This window comes from Halomonas jincaotanensis (assembly GCF_018448785.1).
Lineage (GTDB): Bacteria > Pseudomonadota > Gammaproteobacteria > Pseudomonadales > Halomonadaceae > Halomonas > Halomonas jincaotanensis.
On record NZ_JAHCLU010000010.1, the window covers coordinates 26,860 to 44,122 of the forward strand.

The 17,263-nt window shown below is 62.3% G+C and carries 14 protein-coding genes; 8 read left to right on the plus strand and 6 right to left on the minus strand.

All coding sequences use genetic code 11. From position 1 onward, the window contains the following. Window positions 1–7: 7 nt before the first annotated feature. The gene (guaD, locus tag KG088_RS10710; RefSeq protein WP_213825518.1) at window positions 8–1,333 is read left to right on the plus strand and encodes a guanine deaminase; all 1,326 of its coding nucleotides are present in this window, start codon (window positions 8–10) and stop codon (window positions 1,331–1,333) included. A 204-nt stretch (window positions 1,334–1,537) separates the two neighbouring features. After that, the gene (locus tag KG088_RS10715) at window positions 1,538–2,527 is read left to right on the plus strand and encodes a cytochrome-c peroxidase (protein WP_213825519.1); all 990 of its coding nucleotides are present in this window, start codon (window positions 1,538–1,540) and stop codon (window positions 2,525–2,527) included. 54 nt (window positions 2,528–2,581) lie between these two features. On the opposite strand, the gene KG088_RS10720 is transcribed toward KG088_RS10715, so the two are convergent. The 6 genes from KG088_RS10720 to KG088_RS10745 all read right to left on the minus strand — a co-directional run bounded on the left by KG088_RS10720 (window position 2,582) and on the right by KG088_RS10745 (window position 10,803). Next, window positions 2,582–3,577: an adenosine deaminase gene (locus KG088_RS10720; protein WP_213825520.1), complete on the minus strand. Its 996-nt coding sequence runs from the start codon at window positions 3,575–3,577 to the stop codon at window positions 2,582–2,584. 82 nt (window positions 3,578–3,659) lie between these two features. Next, window positions 3,660–5,375: a thiol reductant ABC exporter subunit CydC gene (gene cydC, locus KG088_RS10725; protein ID WP_250148202.1), complete on the minus strand. Its 1,716-nt coding sequence runs from the start codon at window positions 5,373–5,375 to the stop codon at window positions 3,660–3,662. Then, a complete protein-coding gene (cydD, locus tag KG088_RS10730) occupies window positions 5,368–7,056 on the minus strand; it encodes a thiol reductant ABC exporter subunit CydD (RefSeq protein WP_213825522.1) in 1,689 nt (562 codons plus the stop codon). The genes cydC and cydD overlap by 8 nt, the downstream gene beginning before the upstream one ends. 39 nt (window positions 7,057–7,095) lie before the next feature. Next, complete coding sequence (gene cydB / locus KG088_RS10735) at window positions 7,096–8,097, minus strand: cytochrome d ubiquinol oxidase subunit II (RefSeq protein WP_213825523.1); 1,002 nt, start codon at window positions 8,095–8,097, stop codon at window positions 7,096–7,098. A 3-nt stretch (window positions 8,098–8,100) separates the two neighbouring features. Then, the gene (locus KG088_RS10740; RefSeq protein WP_213825524.1) at window positions 8,101–9,513 is read right to left on the minus strand and encodes a cytochrome ubiquinol oxidase subunit I; all 1,413 of its coding nucleotides are present in this window, start codon (window positions 9,511–9,513) and stop codon (window positions 8,101–8,103) included. A 306-nt stretch (window positions 9,514–9,819) separates the two neighbouring features. Beyond that, window positions 9,820–10,803 (minus strand): calcium/sodium antiporter, encoded by a 984-nt coding sequence (locus tag KG088_RS10745; protein WP_213825525.1) that lies wholly within the window; start codon window positions 10,801–10,803, stop codon window positions 9,820–9,822. Window positions 10,804–10,894: 91 nt separating this feature from the next. On the opposite strand from KG088_RS10745, the gene KG088_RS10750 reads away from it, so the two are divergent. The 6 genes from KG088_RS10750 (at window position 10,895) to KG088_RS10775 (ending at window position 17,259) form a co-directional block, all read left to right on the plus strand. Further along, window positions 10,895–12,280 carry a PqiA/YebS family transporter subunit gene (locus tag KG088_RS10750; protein ID WP_213825526.1) on the plus strand — a complete coding sequence of 462 codons (1,386 nt, stop codon included), beginning with the start codon at window positions 10,895–10,897 and terminating at the stop codon, window positions 12,278–12,280. Continuing rightward, window positions 12,277–13,974, plus strand: coding sequence for an intermembrane transport protein PqiB (gene pqiB / locus KG088_RS10755; RefSeq protein ID WP_213825527.1), 1,698 nt, complete (start codon window positions 12,277–12,279; stop codon window positions 13,972–13,974). Before KG088_RS10750 ends, pqiB begins: the two co-directional genes overlap by 4 nt. Beyond that, window positions 13,971–14,564, plus strand: coding sequence for a PqiC family protein (locus tag KG088_RS10760; RefSeq protein ID WP_213825528.1), 594 nt, complete (start codon window positions 13,971–13,973; stop codon window positions 14,562–14,564). The genes pqiB and KG088_RS10760 overlap by 4 nt, the downstream gene beginning before the upstream one ends. A 79-nt stretch (window positions 14,565–14,643) precedes the next feature. After that, the gene (locus tag KG088_RS10765; protein WP_213825529.1) at window positions 14,644–15,123 is read left to right on the plus strand and encodes a helix-hairpin-helix domain-containing protein; all 480 of its coding nucleotides are present in this window, start codon (window positions 14,644–14,646) and stop codon (window positions 15,121–15,123) included. Between the two features lie 183 nt (window positions 15,124–15,306). Further along, the gene (locus KG088_RS10770) at window positions 15,307–16,620 is read left to right on the plus strand and encodes a DEAD/DEAH box helicase (protein WP_213825530.1); all 1,314 of its coding nucleotides are present in this window, start codon (window positions 15,307–15,309) and stop codon (window positions 16,618–16,620) included. A 96-nt stretch (window positions 16,621–16,716) separates the two neighbouring features. Beyond that, window positions 16,717–17,259, plus strand: a complete 543-nt coding sequence (locus tag KG088_RS10775) for a hypothetical protein (protein WP_213825531.1) — start codon at window positions 16,717–16,719, stop codon at window positions 17,257–17,259. Window positions 17,260–17,263 lie beyond the last annotated feature (4 nt).

The window sequence follows — 17,263 nt, forward strand, 5'->3', positions numbered from 1 at the left end:
CCTGAATATGTACCCGACCGACTCGCGCGTACTGCGCGCCGAACTGCTGAGCTTCGACGCCGACCCCGGCGAGGGCGACACACCCGCTGAGGGTAGCGTGCGACACATAAAGGATGGTGCCCTGTGGGTAGAGAACGGTCGCATCCGCGCCGTCGACCATTTCGAGCGCCTGGCGCCGACATTCCCGGCGGGCCTCGAAGTGATCGACCATCGCGGCAAGCTGATCATGCCCGGCTTCATCGATAGCCATGTCCACTACGTGCAGCTCGAGATCATGGCCTCGTTCGGCCGCCAGCTGCTCGACTGGCTTAATGAGTACACCTTCCCCGAGGAGTGCCGCTTCGCCAATCACGAGCATGCCGAGGCGATCTCCCATGCCTTTCTCGACGAGATGCTCAAGGTCGGCACCACCACCGCCCAGGTATTCTGCTCGAGCCATCCGGTATCGGTGGACGCCTTCTTCTCCGCCAGTCGCCGCCGGGACCTGCGCATGCTGGCGGGCAAGGTGCTGATGGACCGCCATGCGCCAAAGGTGCTCACCGACGACACCCAGGGCGGCATCCGCGACACCGAACGACTGATCGCCGACTGGCACGGCAAGGGGCGACTCGGCTACAGCCTGACGCCACGCTTCGCCCCCACCTCCAGCCGGGCCCAGCTGGACGCTACCGGCGGGCTGATGCGCAACGACCCGAGCCTGTGGCTGCAGACCCATCTGGCCGAGAACACCGGCGAGCTCGACTGGGTGGCCGAGCTCTTTCCCGAAAGCCGTGACTACCTGGCGGTCTACGAGCAGTCGGGCCTGGTCGGTCCGCGCAGCACCTTCGCTCACGGCGTCCATCTGGACCAGCAGATGCGTGGCCGATTAGCCGAGCGGGGGGCGAACCTCGCCTTCTGCCCGAGTTCCAACCTCTTTCTCGGCAGCGGCCTGTTCGACCGGCTGGCGGCACGCGAGGTGGGGCTCAATATCACCTATGCCAGCGACGTAGGCGCCGGCACCGACCTCTCGGGCCTGGCGACCCTCAAGGCCGCCTACCAGGTGGGCCAGCTACGCAGCCAACCGCTGACCGCCTGGCAGGGCTTCCATGGGCTGACGCTCGGCAACGCCCGGGCGCTTTCCCTCGACGACCAGATCGGCCGCCTGGCGCCAGGCATGGAAGCCGACTTCGTGGTGCTGGACCCAGCCGCCACCCCGCTGCTGGCACGGCGCACAGCCCGCAGCCATTCGCTTTCCGAGACGCTCTTTGCAGTGATGCTGCTCGGTGACGACCGTACAGTGGCCGAGACCTGGGCCGGTGGACATCGCCAGCATGTTCGTCATGCCCACGGGTGACGCCCGCGCGTCAGATTCTACTTAACAAGAAAACGTCACAAGAAACCACGGATCGGCACCCTGGATGCCCCTCTTGTCGGCGAAACTTGACTCAAAACAAGGATGGGTCAATACGCCGTTGCCCACGGTTCCCCGGACGTCCGCACAACACTAATGTGAGGGACACAAATGACGTTGACCGCAAGGGAACCATAGGGAATTGCCATGACCTTACACAAACCTCATCTGTTGAGCGCGATCATAGTGGGCGGCGCGCTATCTGTTTCTGCTGCCGCCCTGGCCGACGACCTGGAAGACTACCGCGAACGCTTTGACCCGCTTCCCTACTTCCCGCCGATACCCGACGATAACTCCCTGACGGAGGAGAAGGTCCAGCTCGGCAAGATGCTGTTCTTCGAGCCGCGCATCTCCTCCAGCGGCGTGATCAGCTGCGCGACCTGCCACAACCCGGCGCTCGGCTGGGCCGACCGAATCCCCCGGGCCACCGGTCACGACGGCCAGATCGGCGAACGCAACACCCCCACGGTGCTCAACTCCGGCTTCCTGGACTCGCAGTTCTGGGATGGCCGCGCCGCCGACCTGGAGGAGCAGGCCCTGGGACCCATCGAGGCCGATGTGGAGATGGCCATGGAACTGGAGCAGGCACTCGAACGCCTGGAGGGCTTCACCATCTACCAGGAGCGTTTCGCCGAGGCCTTCCCGGAGGAAGACGACCCCCTGCATGCCGATAACCTGGCCGTTTCCCTGGCCAGTTTCCAGCGCACCCTCAACACCCCGAACTCGCCCTTCGACCGCTACCTGCGTGGCGATATGGACGCCCTGAACGAGCAGGAGAAGGAAGGCATGGTGGCCTTCGTCGACAACGGCTGCATCGCCTGCCACCGCGGGCCGAACCTCAGTGACAGCCAGTTCCACCGCATCCAGGTGCCGGGTTCCACCGATGTCGGGCGCTTCGACGTCACGGGAGAGGAGAGTGACAGGCACAAGTTCCGTACCCCGACGTTGCGCAACGTGGCCGTGACCTATCCATACATGAACAATGGCGCCACCGAGTCGCTCGAGGAGGCCGTGGCAATCATGGGCCAAGAGATGCTGGGTCAGGAATTCGAAGACGAAAAGATCGACAACATTGTTGCCTTCCTGCATACCCTGACTGGCGAGATGCCCGACTTCGAGGTACCCGCCCTGCCCTGACCCGGCTCAGACTCACGAAGGAAACGAACCCTGGTTGAGGCGGGGTTCGTGTGTCTAGTGGGCATGCGCCAGTTGGCGACGCAGTTCAAGACGCCGCTCCTGGCTGATGAAGGCGGCCTCGATGGCCGTACCGGCAAGCTGGATGAAGACCTCCTTCGACCAACCGAAGGCGTCGGTGCAAGCCTCGAAGTTAGCCAGCATGCCACCGCCGAAATAGGCTGGATCGTCGGAGTTCAGCGTGAGCCGCAGCCCTGCATCGAGCAGCTTGGGCAAGGGATGATCCTCGAGTCGCTCGACGACCTTGAGCCGTACATTCGAAAGCGGGCAGACGGTCAGCACGACGCCTTCGTCACGCAGGCGAGAGACCAGCGCCGGGTCCTCCAGGCAGCGCACGCCGTGATCGATACGGCAGACGTCCAGCAGATCCAGCGCCTCACGGATATAGTCGGCTGGCCCTTCTTCACCGGCATGCGCAACACGGGGAATACCCAGACGCCGAGCTCGCTCGTAGACCTCGATGAATTTTGCTGGTGGGTTGCCCTGCTCGGCGCTGTCCAGCCCCACGGCATCAAGCATTTCCCAGTAGGGAGCGGCCGTCTCGAGTACTGACATCGCCTCCTCCGCGGGACGATCACGCAGGAACGCCATGATCAATGCCGAAGAGAGGCTTAGCTCGCGCTCGGCATGACGGCGTGCCAGGTTCAGCCCTTCCATTATGACCGGCAGCCCAACGCCACGGGCCAGGTGCGCTTGAGGATCGAAGTGCATTTCTACATGGACCACACCTTCGGCTCTCGCCCGGCGGAAATAGTCCATTGCCAGGTCATGGAAATCCTCGGCGGTGCGCAGCACGCTCATGCCTTGGTAGTAGAGATCCAAGAAGGACTGCAGGTCGGAGAAGTCATAGGCAGTCCGGACCTCCTCCACGGAGGCATAGGGCAGGCTGACGCCGTTGCGCTCGGCCAGGGAGAACATCAGCTCGGGCTCCAGCGAGCCCTCGATGTGCAGATGGAGTTCGGCCTTGGGCAGGCGCCTGAGGAAATCACGCATGGCACACCTCGTCGGGGAGTGGTGAGTCTCATCCTGAAACATCCTGACCATTCGTGCAAAGCCGGCCGTCGCGCAGGGGCTATCAAAGGGGCACTAGCCTTCCTTCCCGCATCATCAGCTGGCGATCGATACCTGGTGGGTCTACTTTTTCGCCAAGGTCGTGCACTAGATAGAGCACTGTGCGTCCGTTGAGCCAGCCATCGAGATGCGCGGCAATCCTTGCTGCAGTTGCCGCTTCCAGACCGGCGAAGGGCTCATCCAGGATCACCAGGCCGGGATCGCGCAGCACCAGCCTCGCCAGCGCCAACCGCCGGGATTGCCCGCCAGAGAGCTGACGCCCGCCCTCGCCCACTCGGGTGGCGAGTCCGTTGGGCAGTCCCGCCGCCCAATCGGATAGCTCGACCATCGCCAGGGCGAGCCAGAGCCGGGTCTCATCGGCGCCGGGATCGGCCAGGCGTAAATTGGCCGCCAGGCTGTCATCGAAAAGATCGATGCGCTGCGTCAGAACCGCCACGCACTGGGCCAGCGTCGTCGGCGTCACATCCTGCAAGGGCTTGCCGTCAAGCATGACCTCACCCTGCGTGGGTCGCAGCTGGCCGGCGAGCAACGCGGCGACGCTGGATTTACCGGCCCCCGAGGCGCCACACAGCGCCACTCGTTCTCCCGCCGCCACGCAAAGCGAAACGGACGACAATGCCGGTACAAGGGCGCCCGGGTAGCGCAGCGTGACGTTATCCAGCCTCGCCGGGAGTGGGCCCGAGGATATTATTCGACGCTGCGTTCCTGTCTTGACGGCAGCAGCTTCCAGGTCATTAAGCCGCGCCGCTGCGACACGCGTCGCTCCGAGGTGAGTGAAAGCCATGGCCAGCGGTGCCAAGGCCTCATTGAAGGCCAGCACCGCCACCGGCATCATCACCATGACCGGGCCGGAAAGTTGCCCGCTGGTATAGGCCAGCGCCGCTAGCCAGAGCACTACCGTCACGGTTGTTCCGACGGCGAGCCCTGCGACGGCATTGCCGAGCGCTGCCAGCCTCCCCAGGCACCGCTGGTCTGCCTCCAATTGCGTCTCGATGCCGTCCAAGCGCTGGCGGTGCGAAGTCAGGCTATCGTAGGCCTCGAGCTCGGCAAGTCCTTGCCACTGCTCGATCAATCGACCACGCAATTGCTCGAGGTCTTCCATGCGCCGTCGACTCGCCGCCATACCGAGACGCGACTGACCCACGATCAACCAACCGATCGCGACACCGAGCAGGCCACATATCGCGAGCCCGACCGCTGGCAGCCAGAACGACAAGAAAGCCGATAGCGCAATGACCGACGCCACCGCCACCAACGGCGGCGCCAGCAGACGCAGGTAAAGGCTATCCATGGCATCGATGTCGGCCGTCAGGCAGTGCAACCAGTCGCTGGCGCGCCGCCGTGACAGGCGATGTTCATCGAGCCCGGCCAGGACGCCGAACAGACGCGTGCGTAGATCGGCCAATAGCCTGAGAACCGTGTCGTGGTTATAGAGTCGCTCGACATAACGTGCCACCGTACGCGTCAGCGCAAACGCGCGTATCCCGCCCCCAGGCACATAAACGTTCAGGCTGATGGCCACTCCCCCCGCCGCCATCGCGGTACCGGCCAGGGCGCTGGCGGTGATGAACCAGCCGGAGAGCGCCAACAGGCCGATCGCCGAGACCAGCGTCAACGCCATGAGCAGGGTGCCGATGCTCAGGCGTCCCCGGCGCTGCGCCAACAGGCGCAGCCAGGGAGCAAGGGTCGCCCTCAGGGACATCGCGTGCTGCTCAGTCAATCGCCGCCTCCTTGACTCGGGCATCGCCGAGATCGATCCGCTGATTCGCCAGGCGCATCAGGGCAGGGTGGTGCGTGGCGACCACCAAGGACCGGCCTTCCCGCGCAAGTTCATTCAAGGCCACGGCGAGTTCGGCCTCGGTATCAGCATCCAGATGGGCGGTGGGTTCATCGAGCAGGACCAGCGGAGCCGAGGACAAGAAAATACGCGCCAGCGCCAGACGCTGGGCCTGCCCGCCGGACAGGCCAATCCCACGCTCGCCCAATGACGTTGCCAACCCCTCGGGCAACGCCGCCAATAGTTCGGCCAGGCCGGCGCGCTCCAGGGCCGCTCGCATGGCCTCGTCAGTGACTTTGGGCGCTGCCAGACGCAGGTTATCGGCCAGGCTGCCCTGGATCAGCAAGGGGCGCTGGTCCATCCAGGCAAAACGCAGGCCCGGCATGACGCAACGCCTGCCGCGTGAGGGGTCGACAAACCCCGCCAGCAACTGCAGCAGGCTCGACTTGCCGGCACCGGAGGCGCCGGTGACCACCAGGATATCGCCGGGTCGCACCGTCAGGGTCAGCGGGCCGAGGATGGTCCCTCGACCAGGATACGTCAGGGTGGCAGCCTCGAGGCTCACCAAGACGCCAGGAGGCGTGGGCGGCGATTCGACACCCGGCACTCTCCCCGGATCGACCGGCATGGTCAGCAGTGACACCATGCCCTCGGCGGCGCCCAGGGCCGCTGCACGGTCATGATAATGCTGTGACAGGCTGCGCAAGGGCTGAAAGAACTCAGGCGCCAACAGCAGCACCAGCAGGCCGGTAAAGAGTGTGAGCTCGGTCGACGGGCCATAGGTGATATAGCCGAGCAGCCCGAAGCCAACGTAAATGGCCACCACGGCGATCGCCACCGAGGCGAAGAACTCCAATACTGCCGAGGATAGAAACGCCAGCCGTAAGGTCCGCATACTGAGGCGGCGATAATGATCGGCCGCCTGCTGCACGTCCCGGGTGGCCTCTCGAGTGCGGCCGAACAACTGCAGGGTCGAGATGCCACGCACCCGATCGATGAAGTGGCCCGAGAGGCGTGCGACGGCCGCAAACTGATCGCGGTTAAGACGCTCCGCGCCCATGCCGACCAACGCCATGAACAGGGGGATAAGCGGTGCCGAAATCAGCAGAAACGTCGCCGCTAACCAATCGAGCCAGACCACGACGCCGAGAATCATCAACGGAACCGCCACCGCAAGGCGCATTTGCGGAAGAAAGCGAGCAACGTAGCCATCCAATGCCTCGACCTGCTCCACCAGCTGGTTGGCCAGCGAGGCCGAATGCCGACCCGCCAGCCGCACGGGACCAAGCAACGCCAGATGATCGAGCAGTTGGGCACGCGCACGCCGGCGTATCCGCAGGCTAGCCTCGAGCGCCATGGCTTCCTGAGTCCACTGAGCCATGGCGCGAAGCAACACGACCGTCACCAGGGCGACAAACCCTGGCCATAGTATATCCAGCCCCGCCTTTGCCTCCAGCAATTGCGACAAAAGCCACGCCAGAAGCCCCATTTGCAGGATGGTAAAGCCTCCTGCCATCATCCCGCAGAACGACGCCAGGAACAGCAGCGGGCGTTCTCTCGCAGCGAGCTCGGCAAGCCAACCCCTTGGTTTCAGGTCCGTCGCGTCATCGTTGGTTCTAAGCATCAGCCAACGCATCAACCAACGCATCAATCAATGCATGATTCAATGGTAGCCTTCACCGACCTTGACCTTGCCCCGGAACACCCAATAACTCCAGGCCGTGTAGGTAAGTACGACCGGAATGACGAACAACATCCCGATCAGCAGGAAGAGTTGCGATTCCGGGGCCGACGCCGCATCCCAGATCGTGTAGTTAGGCGGCACGATGACCGGCCACTTGCTGGCGACCAAGCCAAGGTAGGTGAAGATGAACAGGCCCAGGGTCGCAATGAAGGGTAACCCCTCATCGCGACGACGCACGGAGCGAAAGATGGTGAAAGCGCATGCCATCGACAACGCCGGCAGCACCCAGATCAGCTGGATGTGATCGAACCACCGCGACCAGACATTCGGGTCGAGGAATGGCGTCCAGACACTGATGATCGCGAAGACCGCGAGCACGGCAATGAGTAGCGTCGGCGCGATTCGATACGCCCAGTCCTGCACATGACCTTCGCTCTTGAGGATCAGCCATGTCGCCCCAAGAAGAGCATATCCCGCCATCATGCCAAGCCCGGTGAGCACCGTGAACGGCGACAGCCAGTCGAAGGCATCGCCTACGTAGACGAAATCCTCGACGGCAAATCCCTGGATATAGGAGCCAACGACCGCGCCCTGAGCAAAAGTTGCCACCGCAGACCCCCAGCAGAACGCGCGGTTCCACCAGATCCGTCGCCGGCGTGATTTGAAACGAAACTCGAAGGCGACACCGCGAAAGATCAATCCCGCAAGCATCAGGAAAACGCCGATGTAGAGGGCCGGCAGAAACACCGAATAGACCAGCGGGAAGGCCGCCAGCAGACCAGCGCCGCCCAGCACCAGCCAGGTTTCATTGCCATCCCAGACCGGTGCCACGGAATTCATCATCACGTCGCGGGCGTCTTCGTCGGGCGCGAAGGGAAAGAGAATCCCCAGCCCCAGGTCGAAGCCATCCATCACGACGTACATGATTACCGCAAAACCGATGATCAATGCCCAGATCAACGACAAATCGAACGTTTCCATGCTTCAGCCTCCCATCGTGGTGCGCGAGGCATCGTCGAAGGTCGCATGCGCCGCCGACAGCGGCCGCGAGGGTCGCTCGATGTCATCGGAAAAGTCAGGCTGACCCGGGAGCATCCCCTGGCGTACCACGCGAGTCAGGTAATAGACCCCGGCACAAAACACCACCGCGTAAACCGCCATATAGCCGATCAGCGTGAAAAGCGCCATTCCCCCGGTGAGCGAGGGCGTCAGCCCTTCGGCATGCGACATGACGCCATACACCAGCCAGGGCGCTCGTCCCGTCTCGGTGACGATCCAGCCGGCCAGCACGGCGATAAAGGGGGCCGCCGTCATCACGCGCAGCGTCTGGAGATAGCCGCGGTGCTCAAAGACACGTCCGCCACGCCGCAGCCACAGCCCCATGAAGACTACCGCGATCATCAGGAACCCGAGCCCGACCATGACCCGAAATGACCAGAAGACGATAGCCACGGGGGGCTGCTCTTCCGGCGAGGCCTTGCGGATCCCCGGCACCTCGCCGTCGGCGCTATGCGTCAGGATGATGCTCGCCAGGCTGGGAATCCCGATCTCGAAATGGTTCTGCTGAGCCTCCTGATCCGGCACGGCAAACAGCAGCAACGGTGCATTGCGCATGGTTTCCCAATTGCCTTCCATCGCCGCCACCTTGGTCGGTTGGTGCTCCAGGGTATTGATGCCATGGAAATCGCCCACCACGGCCTGCACCGGGGCCAGAAAAAGCAACATCCACAGGCACATCGAAAGCGCTTTCTTGTTGGCCTCCGCATCACGGCCGATCAGCAGGTACCAGGCACTTACCCCGGCAACGACAAAGCCCCCGGTGAGGAACGAGGCGATGACCATGTGTGAGAAGCGAAACGGGAACGAGGGATTGAAGATCGCATCGCTCCAGTCGGTAATCTGGAAGCGACCATCGATCACCTCAAAGCCGGTGGGCGTATGCATCCAGCTGTTGGCGGAAAGGATCCAGAACGATGAAATGAAAGTGCCCAAGGCCACCATGATCGACGCGAAAAGATGCACCCCTTGCGGCACTTTACCGCGACCGAAGAGCAGTACGCCCAGGAAGGCGGCCTCAAGGAAGAAGGCCGTTACCACCTCGTAGCTCAGCATTGGACCGAGGAAGTTGGCGGTCGCCAGCGAGAAGTTGCTCCAGTTGGTACCGAACTGAAAAGACATGACGATGCCCGATACCACGCCCATACCGAATACCACGGCAAACACGCGAGTCCAGAACAACGCCAGCCTATCCCAAGCCTGATTCTCGGTCTTGAAGAAGAGCCCGTTGAGAAGTGCGATATAGGAGGCCAAGCCAATCGTGAACACGGGGAAGATGGCGTGAAATGCCACCACAAACGCGAATTGAATTCGCGATAACAGCAGGGGATCCAGTTCCATTACGCATGCCTCGTTACCAGAATGGATTCGAGTCGCAAGGCAAGCAGCCTCCTCCGGGAAGCTGTCGACGCTTGCGGTCCCATGTTTTCGCTTCATTTCCCGCCGTGCCGGGGCACCTGCCACTTCGACACCTGTGTCACGTCAATCCTAGTCCAGCGCAACGCTCTTGATGAGAGTCACCAGGACCGTAACACTTGACGGAAAACCACTGGGCACGACTCACCACACCGTAATGAACTCATCGTACAAGCAAGTCGCGAGAAATCGACATAAAGTTACGCCATTGGCCCGTGTCGCGTTGTCGCATCAACCGCCCCCTCCGGACATGACAAGATGAATCATCCACCCGGTATAAGCGACAAACATGCTCAGCAGTGCGGCCCCTTCAAACCGGTTGATACGTCCTGGCCGACCACGCCAGCCCAAGGCGAATATCGCCATCACTACGGTCATGACGGCCATCAGACTCCAGTCGCGCAACAGCACTTCGGTCCCAACCTCGATCGGCGCGATAACGGCCGCCAGCCCGACCACCCCAAGCGTATTGAACAGGTTGGACCCCACCACGTTACCCAATACCAGATCATGCTCGCGACGTCGCAGGGCACTAATCGAGGAAGCCAGCTCGGGAAGCGATGTTCCCACGGCCACCACGGTCAGGCCAATGATCAGGTCGCTCACGCCGAATCCTTGGGCAATCGCCACCGCACCCCATACCAGTATCCGCGAACTGACAACCAGCAATAGAAGCCCGATGCCGGTCCAGGCGAGGCCGGCCCCCAGTGACATCGGATGCACCTCCAAGCTCTCCTCGGTTTCCGTCGCCAGTGGATCACCGGCACCGCGACGCGCCATGAAAATGCTGAACGCGATGAAAGCCGTCAGTAATCCCAGCAGCAGCACCCCTTCCCCTCTACTGATCACGCCACCCCACATCAGTAGCGCGGACAGCAGGGTCACGCCCCCCAATATCGGCAGCTCCCGGCGAATGACACCGGAATGCACGGCGAGTGGCGAGATCAAGGCGACCAACCCCAGAATCAAACCGATGTTGGCAATATTCGAGCCGTAGGCATTGCCCAGCGCCAGGCCAGGGTTGCCCTGTGCGGCAGCCAGTCCCGACACCATCAGCTCGGGCGCCGAAGTCCCAAAACCGATGACCAGCATGCCGATCAGCAGCGGTGATAGCCCCAGGCGACGAGATGTCGCCGCAGCACCACCGACAAAACGCTCGGCACTCCATACCAGCAGGACGAGGCCTGCCAAGACCGCCACGGCGGGAAGTATCATGCTGTCTCCTCGTGAACATTCAAGCGCGCATGTTTGTCTATGGTGTCATTCTGGCCAACATGTCACACTTTCGTTGTGGGTCGACTCTCTGATGGGAAGCATAAAAGCAGTGCCCAAGCGTTACCTTCGAGTCCCACCTCTCACGCGGGGTGAGCCCTTGGTGGACAGCCATCCGCCAGAGGTAAGGACATTACGCCGGCGTCTGCGAGCCTGTCATGAATGCGACTGGCTGGTGGCACTCCCACCCCTGCGCCCAGGCGAAAAGGCTGACTGTCCACGCTGTGGCCACACACTGGCCAATCGTCACTATCAACCGGCACAGCGCAGCATGGCCCTGGCGCTCTCCTCGCTTATAGCCCTCATGCTCGCCGTGTCCTTTCCCTTCGTCAGTTTCAGCGTAGGGGGTATCGGCAACCGTATCGAACTATCGCAGACTGCGACCACCTTGATCGGCTTTGACCAGCCGTTGGTGGCCATCGCGGTAATATTGACCATTGTCGTGTTGCCCGCCGTCTATCTCCTCGGGGTGATATGGTTGCAAACAGGACTCATGCGTAACGACCCGCTGCCGAAAAGTCGCGCCATCGCCAGGTCGCTTTCCCATCTGCATCCCTGGATGATGGCCGATGTCTTCATCATCGGTGCGCTGGTCAGCCTGATCAAGGTCGCCGGGATGGCCGAGATCGAACTGGGGATCTCCTTCTGGGCCTTCTGCCTGTTTGCACTGCTGCTGCTGTTCACTACCCAGTCCCTGGATGCTGATTGGATGTGGTTCTCGCTGGCCGGGGAACCACTGGCACCCAAGGGCTCTCGCACCGGCGAGACAGCCGCCTCCCAGGGACTGGCGGGCTGCGCCACCTGCGGGCTGGTCAACCGGCTGGATCACGGGCAATGTCGGCGTTGTGGCGAGCGTTTGCATCCTCGCCTGCCCCATAGTCTGCAACGCACCTGGGCGCTGCTGGCGACCGCCACATTACTGTATGTGCCCGCCAACCTCTATCCGATCATGACCACGACCAGCCTCGGCCAATCCACTCCCTCGACGATTGTTGGCGGCGTGGTCGAGTTGATCCAGATGGGCTCATGGCCAATTGCCGTGGTGATCTTCGTCGCCAGTGTGATCGTACCGGTGGGCAAACTGGTCGCCCTGGCCTGGCTATGCCTGGTCGTCAATCGCAGCGATGAGCTCAATGCCCTCACCCGCACGCGCCTCTACCGACTGACTGAATTCATCGGCCGCTGGTCGATGGTCGATGTTTTCGTGGTCGCGATTCTGGTCGCGCTCATCCGCGCGGGGGCGCTGATGTCGATCACGCCAGGGCCGGCGGCGCTGGCCTTCGGCGGCGTGGTCATCACCACCATGCTGGCGGCCATGACGTTCGACCCGAGATTGATCTGGGACCCACCCCTGCCGAAGCCGCAACGCCGCGACAACGGCCGACCGCACGAGACCGCGCGACAAGGAGCGCATGGATGAGTGACACCCCGCAACGCGACACCGGCGATCAGCACGACATGTATCGCGCCAAGCCCACCCCACAGGGACGACTGTCGCCGATCTGGATCATCCCCGTGGTGGCGCTGCTGATCGGGGCCTGGCTGGTCTTCGACAATTACCGCAGCCGTGGACCTCAGATCACCCTGACCATGAGAAATGCTGAAGGCATCGAAGCCGGCAGCACCCTGATCAAGACACGTAACGTCGAGGTGGGCCGAGTCGAGCGAGTCAGCCTCTCCGATGACCAGTCCGCCGCAGTGATCACGGCCCGCATGACCCCCGACAGCGAAGCCATGCTTGTCGAAGACAGCCGGTTCTGGGTCATCAAGCCACGTATCGGCCGCGAGGGAATCAGTGGCCTGGGAACCGTACTCTCGGGTGCCTTCATCCAGTTTGAACCCGGCACAAGCGAGGTCGCGGAAAGACAGTTCGAGGTCAGCGACCAGCCGCCGGTAGCACCACCCGGCGCCGAGGGCCTACGTATCAACCTGATAAGCCAACTCGGCAACTCGCTGAGCGTGGGCGATCCAGTGACCTACCAGGGGTTTACCGTGGGACGGGTGGAGAAGGCGAATTTCGTCCCCCAGAACCGAAGCATGCAGCACCGGATCTTCATCGAGAGCCCCTATGATGGACTGGTCACCGACAACGCCCGTTTCTGGTCGGCAAGTGGTATCGATGTGAGGCTCGATTCGGAGGGCTTTCGCGTCAACTTCGACTCGCTGGAATCACTGATCGGGGGTGGGGTCACCTTCGGGGTGCCCGACGATCTGCCGTCAGGCAACGAGGTCGAACCTGACTCTACCTTCACCCTCTATGCCGATGAGGATAGCGCCCGTCAAGGTACTTTCGACCGTTATCTTGAGTACGTGCTGCTGGTCGATGACACGGTACGGGGGCTGGGTCGCGGTGCGCCCGTCGAGTTTCGCGGCGTGCGTCTCGGCACCGTGGCAGCCGTGCCTTGGAACTTCACTGCCACGCAGCCCGACACCCGAGAGCGCTTCGCGATTCCCGTGCTGATCCGCATTGAGCCTCAACGACTGGGCATCGACCGCAGCGAGCTCGACCTCGAGGAATGGCAAGGGCGTTTCTCGCGCTTCTTCGACCTAGGGCTGCGCGCGTCGCTGAAGAATGGCAATCTGCTGACGGGGGCGATGTTCGTCGATCTCAATTTCCAGCGCGACCTCGCCGGTGAGCATGAGGAGGAACGCTTCGCGGAGCGCCCAGTCTTTCCCACCACCTCGGGTGGCTTCGCACAGATAGAGAGCCAAGTCACCGAATTGCTGGCCAAGCTCAATGGCTTGGAGATCGAACCCTTGCTTGACGGGCTGGAGCGAAATCTTGATGCCTCGGAAGCCATGCTCACCGAAGTCCGCGAGCTCACCGACAGCGTCAGCACGCTGCTTGACGACCCTGGCACTCGAGAGCTCCCGGGCACGCTGAACACAACATTAACCGAGCTGGGCAACACGCTGCAGGGCATCTCGCCGGAGTCCAGTGCCTATCGCGAGTTCTCTACCACCCTGCAGCAGCTCGAACGCTTGCTGCGCGACTTGCAGCCCACGGCCCGCACCTTGCGTGACAATCCTCGCGCCCTGCTCTTCGACAGTATCGACGGCCAGGATCCGCTACCCAGGGCACCGGGCTCCACGACACAAGGAGCGTCCCAATGAGTGTGACAAGACCCTTGGGGATCTGCCTGTTGATATGGCTCGCCGGCTGCGCCAGTAATGCCCCCGCCCCCAACCGTTACACCCTGCCCACGGGAGTGCCGACGACTCAGGTGGATACCGTAATAGCCGGCGCCGACGCGAAACACCAACTGCGAATCGCGCCCCCTCGCCTGGCACGCTTTCTCGACAGTGATGGCATCGTGCTGCAACTCGACGACATCACCCTCAATGAAGCCAACCATCACCTCTGGGCCGAACCGCTCGGTGCGCAGTTGGCGCGTGGCTTGCAAGCTCGGCTGGCGGCACGACTTCCCAATACCCGGGTCGTTGACGAACGAACCCCGACGGATGGTCAATCCATGACCCTCCAGATCGATGTGGACCGTTTCAATGGACGTTACGATGGCCGCGCGATAGCCAGCGGCCAGTGGCAATTGCGCAGTACCCAAGGAGACTTGCTCGCCATGTCGTCTTTCACCGTCGAGCAGACACTGGAAAGCGACGGCTATGCGCCGCTGGTGCGTGCGCTCGGGCGTAGCTGGGACGAGGTGGCCGACAGGATCGCCGCGGCTGTTCAACAGCGACAATAAGCCCGGCGGCGAGAATCGGCTACGCTTGCAAGGCATCCGCCTGCATATTTCCAACCGACTCGCACAGGGGCCTCTCATCATGCACGAAACCGAACCGACCACCACTCGCGAACACACCATCGCCCTCGAGCTAAAGGCCTTGGCCCAACAGGCCAGAGAGGCGCTTATCACCGCACTCGAAAGCGACCCTCCGGCGGCGATCACCGCACTGGAGAGCGCAAACGACCCGCTGACACGGATCGGTGAACTCGCCCACCAGCATGACTTCATCAACCTGCCGGTAATCGACGACGTTCAGCGGGACGTTGACCGCCTCGCCTGCTCGCTCTACCGTCAGGGCGCCTGCGACAGCCTGGACCAGGCCACACGCTCTGCCTTCGTGGACCGTCATGCCAAGGCGCTCACCGCCCAAGACGGCATCGGCCCGGTCAGTGCCCGCAAGCTGTTCGCCCACGGCATCAGCGACCTCGAGCAACTGCGCGCCCTCGGCCCAGACGGTCTCGACTCAGTAGAAGGCTTGAGCGCTGCCACCCTGGCGCGCATCAAGGCCAATATCTGACCCATTGGAAGCCTGGCCATGTAGACAAAGCTGAATTCCGCTTCCGGCTCTGGTAGAATGCGACTCGCGGCAACCGCTGGTCCCTCCTGCCGCGCCCCTGTTACCGAATTTTTTACGCCCCGGCCCGGGACTGGCCACACAAGTCATCGTGTGGCAAGGCTGAGGCGTTTTTGCGGAGACCGCATGACCTTTTCTGACCTCGGCCTGCGTGCCGAACTCCTGCGTGCCGTCGAGGCCCAGGGCTACACCACCCCGACCCCGATCCAGCTAAAAGCCATTCCCGCCGTGCTCAAGGGTGGTGACCTCTTAGCCAGTGCCCAAACCGGTACCGGCAAGACAGCCGGCTTCACCCTACCGATGCTGCAGCGTCTAGCTGAAGGACCCCGCCCGGCCAAGCGCCAGATTCGCGCTCTGGTGTTGACCCCGACCCGCGAATTGGCGGCCCAGGTTGGTGAGAGCGTGGCCGACTACGGTCGTCACCTGACACTGCGCTCCCACGTCATCTTCGGTGGTGTCGGCCAACAACCCCAGGTGGACGCTATCCGTCCCGGCCTGGATGTGCTGGTGGCCACTCCCGGGCGATTGCTCGATCTGCAGCAGCAGAAACATGTTGACCTGACGAAAGTCGAGATTCTGGTGCTCGATGAAGCCGATCGAATGCTCGATATGGGCTTTATCCACGACATCAAGAAAATCCTTCGCGTACTGCCTGCCAAGCGCCAGAACCTGTTGTTCTCGGCGACTTTCTCCAACGAGATCCAGGCGCTGGCCGGCAAGCTGCTCGATAACCCCGCCATGATCGAAGTGGCGCGGCGTAACACCACCGCTGAGCTTGTCGATCAAGCAATCTACCGTGTCGACCGCGAGAAGAAACGCGACCTCTTGGCCCACTTGATCACTCAGCATCAGTGGCAACAGGTGCTGGTCTTCACCCGCACAAAGCATGGCGCCAACCGCCTGGCCGAGCAGTTGTCCAAACAAGACATTCCGGCCATGGCGATCCATGGCAACAAGAGTCAGTCGGCGCGCACCAAGGCGCTAGGTGCCTTCAAGACCGGCGATCTTCAAGTGCTGGTGGCGACCGACATTGCCGCTCGCGGCCTGGACATCAACGAGTTGCCACACGTGGTCAACTTCGAGCTACCCAACGTGGCTGAGGACTATGTCCATCGCATCGGTCGCACCGGCCGCGCCGGAAGTGAAGGCAAGGCCGTTTCACTGGTCTGTGTCGACGAGCATGGTCTGCTCAAGGGAATCGAAAGACTGATCAAGCGCGACCTAGAGAAGCGCATTGAGCCCGGTTTCGAACCCGACCCTAATGCCAAGCCCGAACCCATCGAGAACGGTCGTGGCAACCGCGGTGGGCGCAATGGCAGCAATCGCGGTAACTCGGGGCGCGGTAATCCCCAGAGCAGCACTGCCCCCAACCGCAGTGGAGACGATACCCGGGCGCCACGCCGCCGTCGTAGCGGCGGCCAAGGCTCGCGCCAGGCTTGAAACATCTGGCTAAACCTGAGGCACTATGCAACCGTTAATGCTTGCTCGAAACAACGGCGAGCTTGGCGGCTCGCCGCTGCCTAATGAGTCATTAGTATGCTGAAGCGGCTATTGGGCAAGGCCCCAGTCGAGGTCTGGGTGATCAAACAGGTCGACGACGACCTGCTGCATCTCTGCGGCCAAGGCATCCTGGAATCACGTGACAAGCGCGGCAAGGTCATCAAGGCCCTCTCAGAAGGCCGTTTCGAAGGTGCCGTCCACATGAGTGGCGGCGGCGTAGTACTCAATAGTCGTCTTTTCGCTGCCCTGGTACCTATCAAGTCACTGAAACTGTTGCCTCAAGGCCAGGCCCGCTGGAAGGGTCGCGACTGGCTGGTGGCCCAGGTACCCCAGCGCTGCTGGGCGTTTCGCGGGCCCTTGGTCGCCCATACCAGCCCCGTTGGAGGCGGCCTGATAAGCAGCGAGGATGTTGCTGACATTCGCCAACGTGTCGATGAAACCACTCCACGCCCACCGGGCGAGGTGGTCTTTCGCCCTCTCAATGCCCATGAGAACGAAGCGCCTTCATTAACGCCCAAGCATGAGTCCAAAAACTCCACACGCCCAGGTTATGGACGAGAATGGCGTGGTAAAGACTAGCAAT

Excerpts from the sequence above, each read along its gene's own strand:
- guaD (WP_213825518.1), top strand. The coding sequence starts at position 8 with ATGTACCCGACCGACTCGCGCGTACTGCGCGCCGAACTGCTGAGCTTC.
- KG088_RS10715 (WP_213825519.1), top strand. The coding sequence starts at position 1,538 with ATGACCTTACACAAACCTCATCTGTTGAGCGCGATCATAGTGGGCGGC.
- KG088_RS10720 (WP_213825520.1), bottom strand. The coding sequence starts at position 3,577 with ATGCGTGATTTCCTCAGGCGCCTGCCCAAGGCCGAACTCCATCTGCAC.
- cydD (WP_213825522.1), bottom strand. The coding sequence starts at position 7,056 with ATGCTTAGAACCAACGATGACGCGACGGACCTGAAACCAAGGGGTTGG.
- cydB (WP_213825523.1), bottom strand. The coding sequence starts at position 8,097 with ATGGAAACGTTCGATTTGTCGTTGATCTGGGCATTGATCATCGGTTTT.
- KG088_RS10740 (WP_213825524.1), bottom strand. The coding sequence starts at position 9,513 with ATGGAACTGGATCCCCTGCTGTTATCGCGAATTCAATTCGCGTTTGTG.
- KG088_RS10745 (WP_213825525.1), bottom strand. The coding sequence starts at position 10,803 with ATGATACTTCCCGCCGTGGCGGTCTTGGCAGGCCTCGTCCTGCTGGTA.
- KG088_RS10750 (WP_213825526.1), top strand. The coding sequence starts at position 10,895 with ATGGGAAGCATAAAAGCAGTGCCCAAGCGTTACCTTCGAGTCCCACCT.
- pqiB (WP_213825527.1), top strand. The coding sequence starts at position 12,277 with ATGAGTGACACCCCGCAACGCGACACCGGCGATCAGCACGACATGTAT.
- KG088_RS10760 (WP_213825528.1), top strand. The coding sequence starts at position 13,971 with ATGAGTGTGACAAGACCCTTGGGGATCTGCCTGTTGATATGGCTCGCC.
- KG088_RS10765 (WP_213825529.1), top strand. The coding sequence starts at position 14,644 with ATGCACGAAACCGAACCGACCACCACTCGCGAACACACCATCGCCCTC.
- KG088_RS10770 (WP_213825530.1), top strand. The coding sequence starts at position 15,307 with ATGACCTTTTCTGACCTCGGCCTGCGTGCCGAACTCCTGCGTGCCGTC.
- KG088_RS10775 (WP_213825531.1), top strand. The coding sequence starts at position 16,717 with ATGCTGAAGCGGCTATTGGGCAAGGCCCCAGTCGAGGTCTGGGTGATC.